This window comes from Paenibacillus lutrae (assembly GCF_009757775.1).
In the GTDB taxonomy this organism is placed as follows: Bacteria; Bacillota; Bacilli; order Paenibacillales; family NBRC-103111; genus Paenibacillus_F; species Paenibacillus_F lutrae.
In genome coordinates this window covers 411,409-426,298 of record NZ_RHLK01000002.1, presented here as the reverse complement: position 1 = coordinate 426,298, position 14,890 = coordinate 411,409, and the positions used below count along the sequence as shown (strand labels likewise).

The window sequence follows — 14,890 nt, the reverse complement described above, 5'->3', positions numbered from 1 at the left end:
TAATGGCGAATAAAATAAGATTTACCAGTAACCAGGTAAGGAAGTGATTTTTTGCCCAGACATTTCGTTGTCGGTAACGGGAAATTTCTAATCAACCTTGATGAACACTCCTTCATGCGGGATCTCTACTATCCCTATGTAGGGCAGCTCAATCATATCGGCGGGTATCATTGCCGGGTAGGCATTTGGGTGGACGGCGCTTTTGCATGGCTCGACGCTCCCGAATGGCAGTTTCAGCATGCTTATGTCGAGGATTCTCTCGTCACTGACGTCAGAGCCACTCATCCGGGTCTAGGAATTTCGCTGCGTATTCAAGACGGCGTGCATCAGCGGGAAGATATTTTTCTGAAGAAAATCAGTGTAGCCAATCCTTACTCGACAGTTAGAGAAGTCCGGATATTCTTCAATCAGGATCTCGTCATTAACGAGACAGAAGTCGGCGATACTGCCGCCTATTACCCGGCCAATCACACTGTCTTCCATTATAAAAAAGACAAATACTTCATGTTCAACGGCAGCACCGGAACCGAAGGGATTTACCAGTACACGACAGGGGTCAAACGGTTCTACAATGCCGAAGGAACGTGGCGGGACGCCGAGGACGGCCATTTGATGGGCAATCCGATCTCCCAGGGCTCAGTCGACAGCACAATTTCGTTCCGGATGCACGTACCGCCGGAAGGCGAGCACACCATGTACTATTGGATGAGCGCCGGACATTCGCTTGAGGAAGTGAAGAGCTCCGACCAATATGTTCGCGAAAACCATCCGGGCAAGCTGCTCGACCGCGTCCAGATTTACTGGCAGCGCTGGGTGAACAAGACCCAGCGGTCTTATGCCGATCTCAATGAAGGCGTGATCCGCCTGTTCAAACACAGCATGCTGATCGTGCGGACGCAGACGGATGTCAACGGGGCCATCGTGGCCGCCAACGATTCCGACATCATGCATAGCAACCGGGACCATTACAGCTACATGTGGCCCCGTGACGGCGCCCTCGTTGCTTATTCCATGTCCAAGGCGGGGCATCAGGGGATGATGGAGCCTTTCTACCGCTTCTGTGCCCGGGTCATGTCACCCGAAGGCTACCTGCATCACAAATACAACCCCGATGGTACCGTAGGTTCCAGCTGGCATCCGTATGTTCACAACGGCGGGGAACAGCTACCTATTCAGGAGGATGAGACGGCCCTTGTCCTTTTTGCCCTGTGGGAGGATTACAAGCAGCACGGCAACCTGGAGCTGGTCCAATCGCTGTACCGCGATCTGATCCGCAGAGCGGCCCGTTTCATGGCCACTTATATAGATCAGGAGCTGAGCTTGCCCAAGCCAAGCTACGACTTGTGGGAGGAGCGGTACGGCATCTACACGTTCACAGCTTCGGCCGTGTACGGCGGATTGATCGCCGCCTCCAACTTCTGCAATCTGTTCGGGGACGAAGAGCGCAGCAACCGTTACCGCCATACGGCAGAGAAGATCAAGAACGGCATTCTGAATCATCTGTGGGATGAGCAGGAAGGGCGTTTTGCCCGCGGTCTGTATCAGAAGGACGGCGTATGGGTCAAGGACATGACACTGGAGAGTTCCGTCTACGGGATCTTTGAGTTCGGCGTCCTGCCTGCTGATGATGACCGGGTTGTCCGCACCATGCTTGCCAACAAGAATGGACTCTCTATCAAGACGCCTACAGGAGGCGTAGCCCGTTATTATAATGATTATTACTTCCAGCGTTCTCACGACCTGAACCAGATCCCGGGTAATCCGTGGATTATCTGCACACTCTGGATAGCCGAGTGGGAAATCGAATGTGCCAAGACCATTGCGGATCTCGAATCACCGAGACAAACCCTGGAGTGGGTGGTCCGTCACCAAATGGAGAGCGGCATCCTGCCGGAGCAGCTTGACCCTCACAACGGCGGGCCTGTATCCGTAGCTCCTCTCACCTGGTCTCATGCAACCTTCGTTCTATCCGTGGTGAAGTATCTCAACAAGTATGAAGAACTGCTGGAGAAATCCTCCTCTTAAACGAACAGTTAACCCAGCATACAGATAGAACACGCAAGATGCACTCTTCTTCTGTACAACGTCCCCCATTCTGCGCATTCCCGCGTAGATAGCGGACGTTTTTTCTTTTGTCATGTTCGATTCTACGATTTACTTTTTGCACCTCGAATAAAGGTTGTGGAATAATGAAGGCTATACGAATTTGATTATAGGAATAGAGGAGGAATCGGTTATGCGTACATTCCGGGCATCCGCGCTTCCCACGGAAATCAAGCAGCAGATGAGGAACGATATTCAATTTTTTTTCGAAAAAGAGCGGGGTGAAACGATCGGGGATTTGGCAGCTGACGGGGTTCTTGAATTTGTTATATCCAAGCTTTCTCCACATTTCTACAATGAGGGCATTAAGGACGCGCGAGCCACTATGATGGAACGGATGGCTTCGCTGGAAGAGGATTTGTATGCACTGGAAAAGCCCCTTCCTAACGCTGCACGAAAATAAACGGGAGCAGACCCGCTCCAGGGTCCCTTCCCGCTTCTCCTGCCCATTTCGGGGCGTTTCCGTTATTTCCCGTTGTTACTCCTGCGCGTGATAGATTTCTGCATAGCGTTCCGCCGTCCACAGCAGCTCAAGCTCTTGCGGATTATTGTACTCCATCACAAACAGCCAGCCGGAACCATAGGGGAACCGGTTTATAAAATGAGGCTCCTTCCTCAGGAGCCAGTTCGCCGATACCACTTTGCCGGATATAGGAGCAAACAGTTCCGACTCATCCGTCACCGTCTCCATACTGCCTAGATAATCACCCGCTGTGACCTCATCGCCTTCCTGAGGCAAATCTGCAAATACAACCATTCCCATCTCAAGCTGGGCATAATCCGTCAGCCCGATTACGGCCCGTTCCGCTTCAATCCTTACCCACATATGCTTCGGGGTATAGAGCAGTTCTTTGGGGACCTCCACTCCATTCGCCTCCTTTTGATCCTAGATGTTCCTCCTCAGCTCCGGCACCGGTTTGGACCTGCATCGCCTGCGGCACAGCCGATTCGGCAGTCTCCTGGAATTCACGCAGTTCTCGGACTACCGGCCGCTCGTATGCTGTGGAGAGTAAATAAAAGCTCCCCGCTTCCGCCCGAAAGCGGAACATGAGGAGCTTGTACAAATCCGGTTAAAATTAACCGGGATAATTACACAGTCAGATTCTTGTCGCCTGGTTTCCAGTTCATGGGGCACAGACCACCGGATTGAAGTGCTTGCAGGACGCGAAGAGTCTCATCCACGCTGCGGCCTACATCGTTGTGATTGACAACCTGATACTTCAGTTCGCCTTCTGGATCAATAATGAAGAGGCCGCGAAGTGCTACGCCTTCTTCTTCGATCAGAACACCATAGTCGCGGGACACGGATTTAGTCAGGTCAGCTGCGAGAGGGAAATTGAGTTGGCCGAGACCGTTATCGTTACGTGGAGTATTGATCCATGCACGGTGAGAATGTTTGCTGTCTACGGATACACCGAGGATTTCTGTTTTCAAATCTTTGAAAACGGAAGAAGCTTCGCTCAGGGCAGTAATTTCTGTCGGGCATACAAATGTAAAATCAAGCGGATAGAAGAAAAGAACGAGCCATTTTCCCTTGTAATCGGAAAGGGATGCTGTACCGAATTCCGTTCCGTCGCCGTATGCTGTTTCCATAGTAAAATCAGGGGCCGGTTTGCCTACCAAACGTTCTGCCATATGCAATAATTCCTCCTTCAAATGTTTCCCAGTCGAGAAGATGGTATCATCCGCCTATATGAAAGTCAATATTATAAGCTATACTAGATGATAATTACCATGAATACTTCCCATTAAATGTAAAGTTATTAAGGGGGATTTCATCCTGATACTCAGCCCCAGCATCTACCCCGCCGAACAGCTTCTTCTATAAATAAGAAGGCGTACAGAAAGCAAAATTCTCTCTCTGCACGCCTGTTGATAGAATTTACTTACGGATAGCCGCAACGATCAGGTCGCCCATAGCCGTCGTGCCGATCGCTTTGGACTTGTCGACTGCGATGTCGCCTGTGCGGTGTCCCGCATCCAACACTTCCTTCACGGCACGTTCGATCGCATCGGCCGCTTCGTGATAGCCGAATGTCAGACGGAACATCAGCGCGACGGATAGAATCGTGGCAATCGGGTTCGAGATGCCTTGACCCGCGATATCCGGCGCAGAGCCGTGTACCGGCTCGTACAAACCGAAGCTTCCTTCGCCCAGGGATGCGGAGGACAGCATCCCGATCGAGCCGGTCAGCATCGCTGCTTCGTCACTCAGAATATCGCCGAACATGTTCTCGGTAACGATGACATCGAAGCTCGATGGACGGCGCAGAAGCTGCATCGCGCAGTTGTCGACGAGCACGTGCTCCAGCTCAACATCCGGGTAATCCGCCGAGATGCGGATCACTGTTTCTCTCCACAGACGGGAAGTTTCCAGCACGTTGGCTTTGTCTACCGACGCCAGCTTCTTGCTGCGCGTACGTGCGATTTCGAACGCTTGGCGGGCAATGCGCTCTATTTCGCTTACGTTGTAAGCGCAAGTATCTACCGCTTCCTGGCCGTTCTCCGTCTCGCGGCGGAATTTCTCGCCGAAATAAATACCGCCTGTCAGCTCACGGACCACGATCAAGTCCGTTCCGTCAAGCACTTCCGGCTTGAGCGTAGATGCATCCTTCAGGCAGTCGAACACGACAGCCGGACGAATATTCGAGAACAAGCCGAGGGCTTTGCGGATTCCGAGAAGGCCGGTTTCCGGGCGAAGCTCCTTCGAGTTATTGTCCCACTTGGGACCGCCCACCGCTCCGAGCAGCACGGCATCCGCGCGCTGACACATTTCCAGCGTTTCCTGCGGCAGCGGCGTGCCTTTCTCATCGATCGCGATACCGCCAAACAGCCCGTGCTCCGTTTCAAAACGGTGGCCGAAAAGCTCCTCGGTCTTTTTAAGAACTTTCTCCGCTTCCGCAACTACTTCCGGTCCGATACCGTCACCGGCGATAACGGCGATTTTTTTTACGTCTGACATGTTCGTTCACTCCTTTGGATTGTCCGTAACTGACAGGACCTTTACTTACCGGGTCCCTACTCTACCTTCTGTTGTACCATATCTGGGCAACCCTGGCTAAGATATAAAAGCTATCAGTTTCATAGGTTTATCCTATAACATGCCTGAATTGCATATTCTTCCGTTATTCCCCTACTGCCATCTTGTCATCTTGTCCTCTTGTCATCTTGCCTGACATCTTCAAGCCCCTGCCTTTTCCTTGGTTAATAAAAAAAGCCCGAACCCGCTCTCTCGTATCAAGAGCGGATTCAGGCCGGTTCGTTGCGGCTTTGTGTCAGCACCAAGTAACGCTGAAGACGGGAGGATTAAAGACTTGACGTTCCGGCAAGCACCGGCTTCAGAACGGCATCCAGACGCTCCATACCGAGCTTCAGAACTTCCGGACTGGAGTATGTGAAGTTCAGGCGCATCGTATTGCGCAGCGGCTGATCCGCATAGAACGATACACCCGGGACATAAGCGACCCCGTGCTGCACAGCGGTCGGCAGAAGCGCCTGCGTATCGATGTGCGGCGGGAGTTCCAGCCAGATGAACATGCCGCCCTGCGGATCGTTCCAGACGACGCCGGGCCAGTTCTTCTCACGGAGCAGCTGCACCATGTACTGCATCCGCTTCTCGTACTCCGTGGAAATCAATTCGATATGCGCATCCATATCAAAGTGCTCCATGAGCTGGTAAAGCGTCTGCTGGTCGAGTGTACTCGACTGGAGATCCGCTGCCTGCTTGGCCTGGGCGATTGCACGGATGACGGAACGATCGCCCATAACCCATCCTGTACGCAGCGCAGGGGCTACGATTTTGGAGAAAGTGCTCGTGTAGACCACGCAGCTTCCTTCCGGGTGCTGATCCAGGGAGAAGATAGACGGCAGCACTTCGGTTGTACCGAATCTGAGCTCACCGTAGGGATCATCTTCCAAGATGAGCACATCGTTGCTGCGGCATGCTTCCAGAAGCCCCTGGCGGCGCTCCAGGCTCCATACGCGTCCTGCCGGGTTGGAGAAGTTTGGATTTACATAGACCATTTTTGGCTTATGCTCTCTGATTTGTGCAGCCAGGTCGTCCAGGTCCATACCGTGACGGTCACTTTGGACCGAAACGATTCGTGCGCCGCGCGCCTGGAATACCTGGATGGCAGCCAGATAAGTAGGACGCTCCACAAGAATGACATCGCCCTCATCCACATAAATGCGGGTCAGCAGATCAATGGTCTGCTGGGAGCCTGTCGTCAGCATCATATCGTCTGGCGTTACGTTCATGCCCTTGGCCGCCATCCGTTTGCAGATGCTCTGGCGCAGCGGGACGTATCCTTCCGTCAGCCCGTACTGCATGGCAGACGTGCCTCCCTCCATAACACGGGCCAATGCTTCTTTGACCGCATCTATCGGGAAGAATTCTTCCGCCGGAAGTCCGCCCGCGAAGGAAATGATGGAACTGCCTTGTGTGAGCTTGAGGATTTCACGTACCGCGGAGGAGGAGAATGCCTCCAAAGTTTTAGAGAACCGATAATTCATGATGTAGCTCCTTTCGTGTTAAGAAAACACCTCACTTCCGCATCGGGCATAGTGAGGTGCTGCTTATTAGATCAAGCTTGTATTAATTCTTGATCCAGTGCATCAGTTCACGAAGCTGGGAACCGACTTTCTCAAGTTCATGCTCAGCTTCGTTCTTACGGGTAGCGTTCATGAACGCGTTGTTGGACTGGTTCTCAAGGATGAAGTCGCGAGCGAATTTACCTTGTTGGATATCCGTCAGAACGTCTTTCATCGCCTTCTTGGTTTCTTCGGTGATGATGCGAGGTCCTGTTACATAGTCGCCGTACTCAGCTGTGTTGGAGATCGAGCTGCGCATCGAAGCCAGGCCGCCTTCATACATCATGTCAACGATCAGCTTCAGTTCATGCAGACACTCGAAGTAAGCCATTTCAGGCGCATATCCTGCTTCAACCAGTGTTTCAAAGCCTGCTTTAACGAGTGCGCTGGCGCCACCGCAAAGAACAGCTTGCTCACCGAACAGGTCTGTTTCGGTTTCTTCTTTGAACGAAGTTTCGATAACTCCCGCACGGGTACAGCCGATACCTTTTGCATAAGCAAGTCCGATTTGCTTCGCGTTGCCAGTTGCATCCTGCTCAATCGCGATCAGGCCGGGAACACCGAAACCTTCTACGTACGTGCGGCGAACCATGTGTCCAGGGGACTTAGGAGCCACGAGGAATACGTCTGCATCTGCAGGAGGCTGAATTTGTCCGAAATGAATGTTAAAGCCGTGGGAGAACATCAGGGCCACGCCTTTTTTCATGTTAGGCTCGATTGATTCTTTGTAAACACGTGCTTGAGTTTCGTCCGGCATAAGGATTTGGATAACATCTGCACGGGAAGCTGCTTCATCAACGGATACAACTTCAAAACCGTCATTTTGTGCCGTTTGGAAAGACTTCCCTTGGCGAAGACCGATAATTACATTGAGACCACTGTCACGAAGGTTTTGTGCTTGCGCGTGCCCTTGGGAACCGTAGCCGATAATTGCGATTGTTTTGCCTTGAAGGGATGCGAAATCTGCGTCTTTTTCATAATACATAGTTGCTGCCATTGGATAATTCCTCCTTAAAATAAATGAACCGAGTATGAATTCCCATTGAATGGGCCTTTCAGCCATCACTGGATTGCAGCGGCAAAGAATTGAGAGCTGAAAGTCCCACTCAAGGGGACTTGCTTGCACTTGCCTGGAATAATCAGGATTGTAAAAGAGCGTTTACTTGATCGCGCCGCGAATCATCGCAGTAGCGCCTGTTCTTGTGAGCTCCCGAATCCCGTAGGAACGGAGCAGTTCGATCATAGCGTCAATCTTATCCGAGTCTCCGATTGTCTGAACAATCAGGGAACTCGGACCGATGTCAACGACTGCTGCGCGGAACGTATCGACAATTCCCAGAATTTCGGGACGCTGAGACGGCTCTGCGTTTACTTTGATGAGTGCCAGTTCGCGGGCAACCATCGGGTTCTTGCTCAGATCAATGACTTTGATGACATCGACTAGTTTGTACAGCTGCTTGGAGATTTGTTCCAACGTATTGTCGTCCCCGTTGGTTACGATAACCATCCGGGAAAGTCCGATTTCTTCGGACTCCCCGACGGTGATGCTTTCAATGTTATATCCTCTGCGGCCGAATAAACCGGATACACGCTGGAGGACGCCTGGCTGATTGTTAACTAGAATGGAAATGGTATGCTTGGTGATCATCTTAATCGTCCTCCCCCATCAGCATTTCGCTGATCGTGCTGCCCTGCGTAACCATCGGGAATACATTCTCATGCTTGGCGACAACGAAATCGATCAGAACCGGTCCCGGCGTGTCGAGCGCTTCTTTCCATGCGCGCTGCGCTTCTTCCTTGTTCGTAGCGCGAAGGCCTTTGACGCCGTATGCTTCGGCCAGTTTCACGAAGTCCGGGCTGCCTGCAAGATCAATATGACTGTACCGGTTGTCATAGATGATCTCCTGCCATTGGCGGACCATGCCGAGCACCTGGTTATTGATGACTACGATTTTGACCGGGATGTTATTAATTGCGCAGATGGCAAGTTCCTGCGAACACATCTGCATACCGCCGTCGCCGTTGATCGAGACAACCAGCTTATCGGGGTTGCCCATTTGCGCTCCGATGGCCGAGGGGAATCCGAAGCCCATCGTACCCAGACCGCCGGAAGATACCCAGGACCGCGGGTTCTTGAAGCGATAGTACTGGGCGGCCCACATCTGGTGCTGGCCTACGTCGGTTGTAACAATCGCTTCGCCCTGCGTCGACTCGTTGATCATCTCAATAACGTACTGCGGTTTCAATACCGTGTCCGAATCCTTATAACGCAGCGGGAAGTTCTTCTTGCTCTCTTGAAGTCTGACAATCCAGTCTTCCGCATGCGCCGGTTTCGCTTTGGTATTCGCATACTCCAGTACGGAGCGGATATCACCGACAACCGGGATGTCCGTCTTCACGTTCTTGCCGATCTCCGCGGGATCGATATCGATGTGCGCAATCTTCTTCGCTTGCGGGGCGAAGCCGTCCAGTTTCATCGTAACCCGGTCATCAAACCGGGAACCGATCGAGATTACGAGATCCGCGTTCTGGATCGCTTGGTTAGCCGTATAGGTTCCGTGCATGCCGGGCATTCCTACCCACAGCTCGTGTGCGCTCGGAAATCCGCCAAGACCCAGAAGCGTCGTCGTAACCGGAATTCTCGTTTTGTTGATGAATTCGATCAACTGCTCGGAAGCGTTCGAGTACACAACGCCTCCGCCGGCGATCACGATCGGCCGCTCCGCCTCGTCGATTGCCTTGATCAATTTCTCTACCTGCAATTTATTCGGCTGAACCGTCGGGTTGTACCCGCGGATATTGACTTCACTCACCGCCTGGTACACAGCTGTTTGTGCGGAAACGTCTTTGGGGATATCAATCAGAACCGGTCCTTTGCGGCCTGTGTTCGCGATATAGAATGCCTCATGGATTACCCGGGGAAGATCGTTAACATCGCGCACCAGGTAGCTGTGCTTCGTAATCGGCATTGTAATACCCGTAATGTCCGCTTCCTGGAAAGCATCAGTACCAATAGCCGTCGTTGCCACATTACCTGTAATGACAACTAATGGAACGGAATCCATGTATGCCGTGGCGATCCCTGTAACCAGGTTAGTCGCTCCCGGACCCGATGTCGCAATACAGACACCCACATTGCCGGTTGACCTCGCATAACCGTCTGCCGCATGAATCGCACCTTGCTCATGACGCGTAAGCAGATGCTTGAAATCGGAAAATCCGTGCATGGCGTCATAGATATACAATACGGAACCGCCCGGATAACCGAAGACGCATTCCACGCCCTCCAACACCAAGCTGCGCAGCAAGATTTCCGATCCGTTAATCAGATCCGGCTTCCGCATAGCTTCCATCAATTCTTCCTTTGATCTTTTGGCTGTCCCCACATTCATGAGAATCCTCCTCCCGTTCGTTTCGCTTATTCTGATCCAGTCATGTTAACATGCAAAAAACCCCAGTCCTCCCCGCGCCGGAAATCCGGCGTCTTACGGGACGAAAGGGGTCTGAATTCTTCCGTGGTACCACCCTAGTTTGTCACATGCCTCACAGCACACGACCTTTACAGGTTACATCATGACGAAGCATAATGCACACTCGGCACGGTAACGTGTGCCACTCCGATTCTCCCTATTCACCAAGCGGTTCTTACTTCAACGTCCGCTTGCTTTTCAGGAGAACAGCTCCGAGGTGAGCTCGTACAAAGGGATTATGGCGATGGTTTCAGCGTTTCCTATCGCTCTCTGAGCATAAGGGCCCTTATAACTTCGTCCTCTTCACAGCCGATTTCTGATGAGTCTTACAATTTAGAATATTGATTTAGAGATAATTATATGCATGCCGCTGACTATAGTCAACAACTTTCGGATAAATATTTAGAATCCTTTTCCTTTAACCCTCCAGATACAAGAAATCGCCATACGCTATTATGCGCATGGCGATTCGGAAAAACACCTGTTAGGCGTTAACTTTTTGTTTGGCAGCAGTAGCCAGATCAGCGAATGCTTTTGCATCGTGGACAGCCAGCTCAGCCAGGATTTTACGGTTTACTTCGATACCAGCCAGCTTAAGGCCGTGCATCAGTTTGCTGTAGGAAAGCCCGTTAACGCGTGCTGCTGCGTTGATACGAACGATCCACAGTCTGCGGAAATCACGTTTCTTTGTACGACGGTCACGGTATGCATACAGCAGGGATTTCATAACCTGCTCGTTAGCCGTTTTAAACAGACGGTGTTTGGAACCGAAATAACCTTTTGCTAATTTTAATACTTTTTTATGACGACGACGGGATGTAAAGCCGCCCTTGACTCTTGCCATAATGAAGACCTCCTAAACAATTTTGGGTAAGGGTGCAATGAAATTACTTAATTTGTGCAAGACCTTGCTTCAGGCGCTTTACGTCGCCAGGAGCCATAACCGGGTTTGTACCAAGAACGCGCTTTTGACGGCCGGATTTGCCGCTGAGCAGGTGGTTTCTGTAAGCTTTGTATCTTTTCACTTTACCAGTACCAGTAATTTTAAAACGGCCTTTCAAGCTGCTGTGGGTTTTCATCTTAGGCATCTAGAAGTTCCTCCTCAATAAAATTCATAGGGCAGGGCGCGTAAATACGCGCCCAGTAATTTTACACAGTTACTTTGGGTGTTAAGATCATGATCATGCTACGGCCTTCAAGCTTTGGAGCACGCTCCATGCTGGAGATTTCCGCCGTCTCAGTCGCAAGACGTTCAAGCACTCTTCTGCCGTTCTCAGCGTGAGCGATCTCACGGCCGCGGAAACGGACAGACGCCTTCACTTTATCACCGTCACTCAAAAATTTAACCGCATTGCGCAGCTTCGTCTGGAAATCGTGCTCGTCGATCGTAGCGCTCAAGCGAATCTCTTTGATGTCCACAATTTTCTGGTTCTTGCGGGCTTCTTTGTCTTTCTTTTGCATTTCGTAACGGTATTTCCCATAGTCCATGATGCGGCATACCGGCGGCTTGGCCGTAGGCGCTACGTTCACCAGATCCAAATTGGCGTCGATAGCCATTTGGAGTGCTTCGCGAATCGGTTTGATGCCGAGTTGTTCGCTTTCAGGTCCAATCAGGCGGACTTCCTTCGCGCGAATCTCATCGTTAACCATGTGATCTTTACTAATATTCTCCACCTCCAACCATTGTTTCCAACGCTTTTATGCGTGGACATAAAAAGAGGATGCAGGCTCATCAGCCCACATCCCCACGGTTCGTTTTATGTGTTAAAAACAGAACGTATTGGTTTGAATCGTATAACCAGCCGACATAATCGGTCAGGTGAGAAGCGGGCTGCCTCTTCTTTATGATCTATGCGATTGTGCAATCACTCGTACTAGTCTATCACCTTCACAGTGTCATGTCAACTAATATCTAGCTGACCTGCTTACTCTGTACATCCTCAAGGCGGATAACACGTGTATGTTTCGTGTGGCTCCACTGCTTGTTGTTCTGTGTGAAGAAAGCATAGAGGGTGATCGGCCACCAAGAGAGCATAAAGATCGGGTAAAGAATCAAATACTTGTAAGTTTTGATGGACGCCTTCTCGATAAACAAAGAAAGAGGCAGCATGATGTAGATGGAAATCGCCACCACGTTGATAACCGGTGCCAACTCGTACAGGTTCAGATCGACTCCGCCCGGTACGACAGCCTTAACCCAGAGAGCCACGCTCAAAAGCGAACCGAAGAAGTAGTTGTATACGTTGGCCGAATAAAACGCGGCGTCAATCTTCGTCCAGCTGCGCTCCTTGATTCCCTGCCAGAGCAGCGGGAACAGATAGCGGCGGCAGACATCGAAGTGACCCTGCATCCAGCGTAGACGCTGTTTGGCGGAAGCGCGGAAGGACAATGGCTTCTCGTCGTATACTTTCGCGTAATAGTTCATGGTCGGCTTGATGCCGAGTTTAACGCAGCGCATAGAGAACTCCAAGTCCTCTACCAGGCTGGTCGCTCCCCAGCCGATCTGCTTGAGTAGCTTCGCTTCAAAACACATACCCGTGCCGCCGAGATAGTTGGCCAGTCCGAGATTCGTACGCGGTACCTGCCAGAAACGGTTAGCAAAGTAGTACGAAATCGCGTACGAAGCTGTTACCCATGAATCGTTAGGATTCTTGGTATCCAGGTATGCCTGGATCACTCTGGAACCGCTGCACAGATCGTCATTCATGTGGCGGAGATAATCATTGCCGACTAAGTTGTCCGCATCAAACATGACGACTGCATCATAAGAACGCGGACGCTTCCAAAGCTCTTTGAGCATCCACTCAATGGCATATCCTTTACCACGCAGATTAGGGTTATTGCGTTCGCACGCGATTAATCCATGGCTGCGTACAATATCGGCCGTGCTGTCTGTACAGTTGTCGCAAATAACAAATACATCGTACATTTCTTTCGGATAATCGAGTTGCTTGAGATTTTCAAGTAAAGCTCCGATAACTTCTTCTTCATTATGCGCCGCTACCAGTACTGCAAATGACTTCTGCGGCGGATGCTGCGTTTTCTTTTTCGGAAGCTTCCAGCCAAAGAACGTAAGAAATAACTGGTACGCACCGAATAACACTAATACAATTTGCAAGACCAGCAAAATTGTATCCAGCATCGTAAAACCCCCTTTTTAATGTTCACAACAAAGTCTGTTTATATCTATATCGCTTTGTATGTAACCCATTCTGTTCCAATTGAAGCCAATGTAATCGTTCTTGATTGTGACGGGTTTGCAAGCTTTTGTCAAAACCGTATAAAGGGGTGATTCCGGCAGATCCACCATTTTACCGTTAAAAGAGCCCTTTAAGTTTGACATCACTCGTTCTGGTTCACGATTACGGCTTCTTCCCCCGGTTTTCTGGCTTTTTGTGACTTTGGCCTCTATATTGAATCGGTTAAGGCCTTTATATTTTGGGTAATGACCCTAGTTGCCTCACTCATCCGTTCTATTATAATCGACCCGGAAGGCCAAAAACAACTTTATCTAAACGTTGCTGGACGCCTGAACCCCTAAGGCCGGAGTGGGAAAACAACTCGTTACAGGCTCTGTGTCAGCACCTATAACATTCGTAAGCCAGAGCTAAAATTGAGTCCTCTTACCTGGTTACGTACCGGATCCGTTAAAGTCCGCCGCATATTTTCGACGGTTTCTGCAGAGTTTCTATCCTCGAAAGGAATTTTGCATGCTTATTCGTCCTACATGTAGAACGATTCTCTAGTACAAAAGGTTCCGTTTTGCAGACATTTCTTTTTTGTTCTTCGAGAGACCGAGTCTATTCCTTATGGAAGTGGGTTATTTCCCCGGCAAAGTAAAAATCACAGTCCCTGCATTGTTTGTCCTTCAGATCGGCGTAGACGGGCCCATACTATCTTAAACTCATTCGGTAAAACCAAAGCAGTTTTTTCCAATAAAACTCCGAATTTTTAATCCGCTATAGTTTAAACGGGTTTCGCATGTATCGCGCCGGTATATCCCGTCTAAACTAAATGCTGGACAAAGAATTCAAAAGCAAAGCGCTTGATACTCCGCTAACAAATATCCACTATACTGAAAAGGAGCTCAAAAAGGAATGGTAAGTCAAGGCAGCAGCCGTTTTAATCCGGTCTTAAGAGTTTACAATTAAGTAATCTGCAGCAATAGCGGTCAAAAAAGACAAGGGAGGAATTCATCTTGAAAGTCATCCACTGGATGCACCGACACGAGATCCGCATGTTCCTTTACGTCAATCAGCGCTTCCGCGGCAAAGTACTGGACGCCATTGTCGGCACCCTCACCCATCTCGGGGGAGCGACTGCCACCATTACAGTGACCCTTTTGCTTGCGCTATTCGGCAACGGAGCCTGGCAAACAACCGGGATTCAAGCTCTCGCAGCTCTCGCTGTCAGTCACATCCCCGTAGCTCTAGTCAAACGATTCTATCCGCGTCGTCGTCCTTATCTTGTCATCCCGAATACCAGAATATCCATGAATCCACTGGAAGATCACAGCTTTCCTTCCGGACATTCTACCGCGATCTTCGCCGTTACGGTCCCCTTTGTCGCGGCTTTCCCCCCACTCGGATTCGTCCTGATCCCGCTCGCCCTTGCAGTAGCTCTATCTCGCATGTATCTGGGACTCCATTACCCGAGCGACTGCCTTGCAGGAGCCCTGCTCGGAACAGGATCGGCGATAGCATCCGTTTCGGTATGGCCCTGACTTC

Annotated in this window: 14 protein-coding genes; 3 read left to right on the top strand and 11 right to left on the bottom strand. The window is 50.7% G+C overall.

Annotated features, from left to right (window positions below):
• Nucleotides 1–51 precede the first annotated feature (51 nt).
• Complete coding sequence (locus tag EDM21_RS04320) at nucleotides 52–2,025, top strand: glycoside hydrolase family 15 protein (RefSeq protein WP_157333220.1); 1,974 nt, start codon at nucleotides 52–54, stop codon at nucleotides 2,023–2,025.
• A 211-nt stretch (nucleotides 2,026–2,236) separates the two neighbouring features.
• On the top strand, nucleotides 2,237–2,506 hold the full coding sequence (locus tag EDM21_RS04315) for a DUF2164 domain-containing protein (protein WP_157333218.1): 270 nt from the start codon (nucleotides 2,237–2,239) through the stop codon (nucleotides 2,504–2,506).
• 75 nt (nucleotides 2,507–2,581) lie between these two features.
• Here the strand turns inward: EDM21_RS04315 and gcvH are convergent, their stop codons facing one another.
• The 11 genes from gcvH to EDM21_RS04260 form a co-directional block, all read right to left on the bottom strand.
• Nucleotides 2,582–2,968 carry a glycine cleavage system protein GcvH gene (gcvH, locus tag EDM21_RS04310; protein ID WP_166541818.1) on the bottom strand — a complete coding sequence of 129 codons (387 nt, stop codon included), beginning with the start codon at nucleotides 2,966–2,968 and terminating at the stop codon, nucleotides 2,582–2,584.
• 224 nt (nucleotides 2,969–3,192) lie between these two features.
• A complete protein-coding gene (locus EDM21_RS04305; protein ID WP_068776229.1) occupies nucleotides 3,193–3,738 on the bottom strand; it encodes a peroxiredoxin in 546 nt (181 codons plus the stop codon).
• A gap of 247 nt (nucleotides 3,739–3,985) precedes the next feature.
• Nucleotides 3,986–5,065 carry a 3-isopropylmalate dehydrogenase gene (leuB, locus tag EDM21_RS04300; RefSeq protein ID WP_068776228.1) on the bottom strand — a complete coding sequence of 360 codons (1,080 nt, stop codon included), beginning with the start codon at nucleotides 5,063–5,065 and terminating at the stop codon, nucleotides 3,986–3,988.
• A gap of 344 nt (nucleotides 5,066–5,409) precedes the next feature.
• Nucleotides 5,410–6,615 carry an aminotransferase-like domain-containing protein gene (locus EDM21_RS04295; RefSeq protein ID WP_157333216.1) on the bottom strand — a complete coding sequence of 402 codons (1,206 nt, stop codon included), beginning with the start codon at nucleotides 6,613–6,615 and terminating at the stop codon, nucleotides 5,410–5,412.
• Nucleotides 6,616–6,697: 82 nt separating this feature from the next.
• Nucleotides 6,698–7,690, bottom strand: a complete 993-nt coding sequence (ilvC, locus tag EDM21_RS04290) for a ketol-acid reductoisomerase (protein WP_157333214.1) — start codon at nucleotides 7,688–7,690, stop codon at nucleotides 6,698–6,700.
• A gap of 162 nt (nucleotides 7,691–7,852) precedes the next feature.
• Nucleotides 7,853–8,341: an acetolactate synthase small subunit gene (gene ilvN, locus EDM21_RS04285; protein ID WP_068776225.1), complete on the bottom strand. Its 489-nt coding sequence runs from the start codon at nucleotides 8,339–8,341 to the stop codon at nucleotides 7,853–7,855.
• A gap of 1 nt (nucleotide 8,342) precedes the next feature.
• On the bottom strand, nucleotides 8,343–10,085 hold the full coding sequence (ilvB, locus tag EDM21_RS04280) for a biosynthetic-type acetolactate synthase large subunit (RefSeq protein WP_157333212.1): 1,743 nt from the start codon (nucleotides 10,083–10,085) through the stop codon (nucleotides 8,343–8,345).
• Nucleotides 10,086–10,647: 562 nt separating this feature from the next.
• Nucleotides 10,648–11,007, bottom strand: a complete 360-nt coding sequence (gene rplT, locus EDM21_RS04275) for a 50S ribosomal protein L20 (RefSeq protein WP_157333210.1) — start codon at nucleotides 11,005–11,007, stop codon at nucleotides 10,648–10,650.
• Between the two features lie 43 nt (nucleotides 11,008–11,050).
• On the bottom strand, nucleotides 11,051–11,251 hold the full coding sequence (rpmI, locus tag EDM21_RS04270; protein ID WP_157333208.1) for a 50S ribosomal protein L35: 201 nt from the start codon (nucleotides 11,249–11,251) through the stop codon (nucleotides 11,051–11,053).
• Between the two features lie 61 nt (nucleotides 11,252–11,312).
• Nucleotides 11,313–11,813 (bottom strand): translation initiation factor IF-3, encoded by a 501-nt coding sequence (gene infC / locus EDM21_RS04265; RefSeq protein ID WP_157333794.1) that lies wholly within the window; start codon nucleotides 11,811–11,813, stop codon nucleotides 11,313–11,315.
• A gap of 262 nt (nucleotides 11,814–12,075) precedes the next feature.
• Nucleotides 12,076–13,305 (bottom strand): glycosyltransferase family 2 protein, encoded by a 1,230-nt coding sequence (locus EDM21_RS04260; protein ID WP_157333205.1) that lies wholly within the window; start codon nucleotides 13,303–13,305, stop codon nucleotides 12,076–12,078.
• A 1,053-nt stretch (nucleotides 13,306–14,358) separates the two neighbouring features.
• Between EDM21_RS04260 and EDM21_RS04255 the strand changes: the two genes are divergently transcribed.
• Complete coding sequence (locus EDM21_RS04255) at nucleotides 14,359–14,886, top strand: phosphatase PAP2 family protein (RefSeq protein ID WP_166541848.1); 528 nt, start codon at nucleotides 14,359–14,361, stop codon at nucleotides 14,884–14,886.
• Nucleotides 14,887–14,890: the final 4 nt, after the last annotated feature.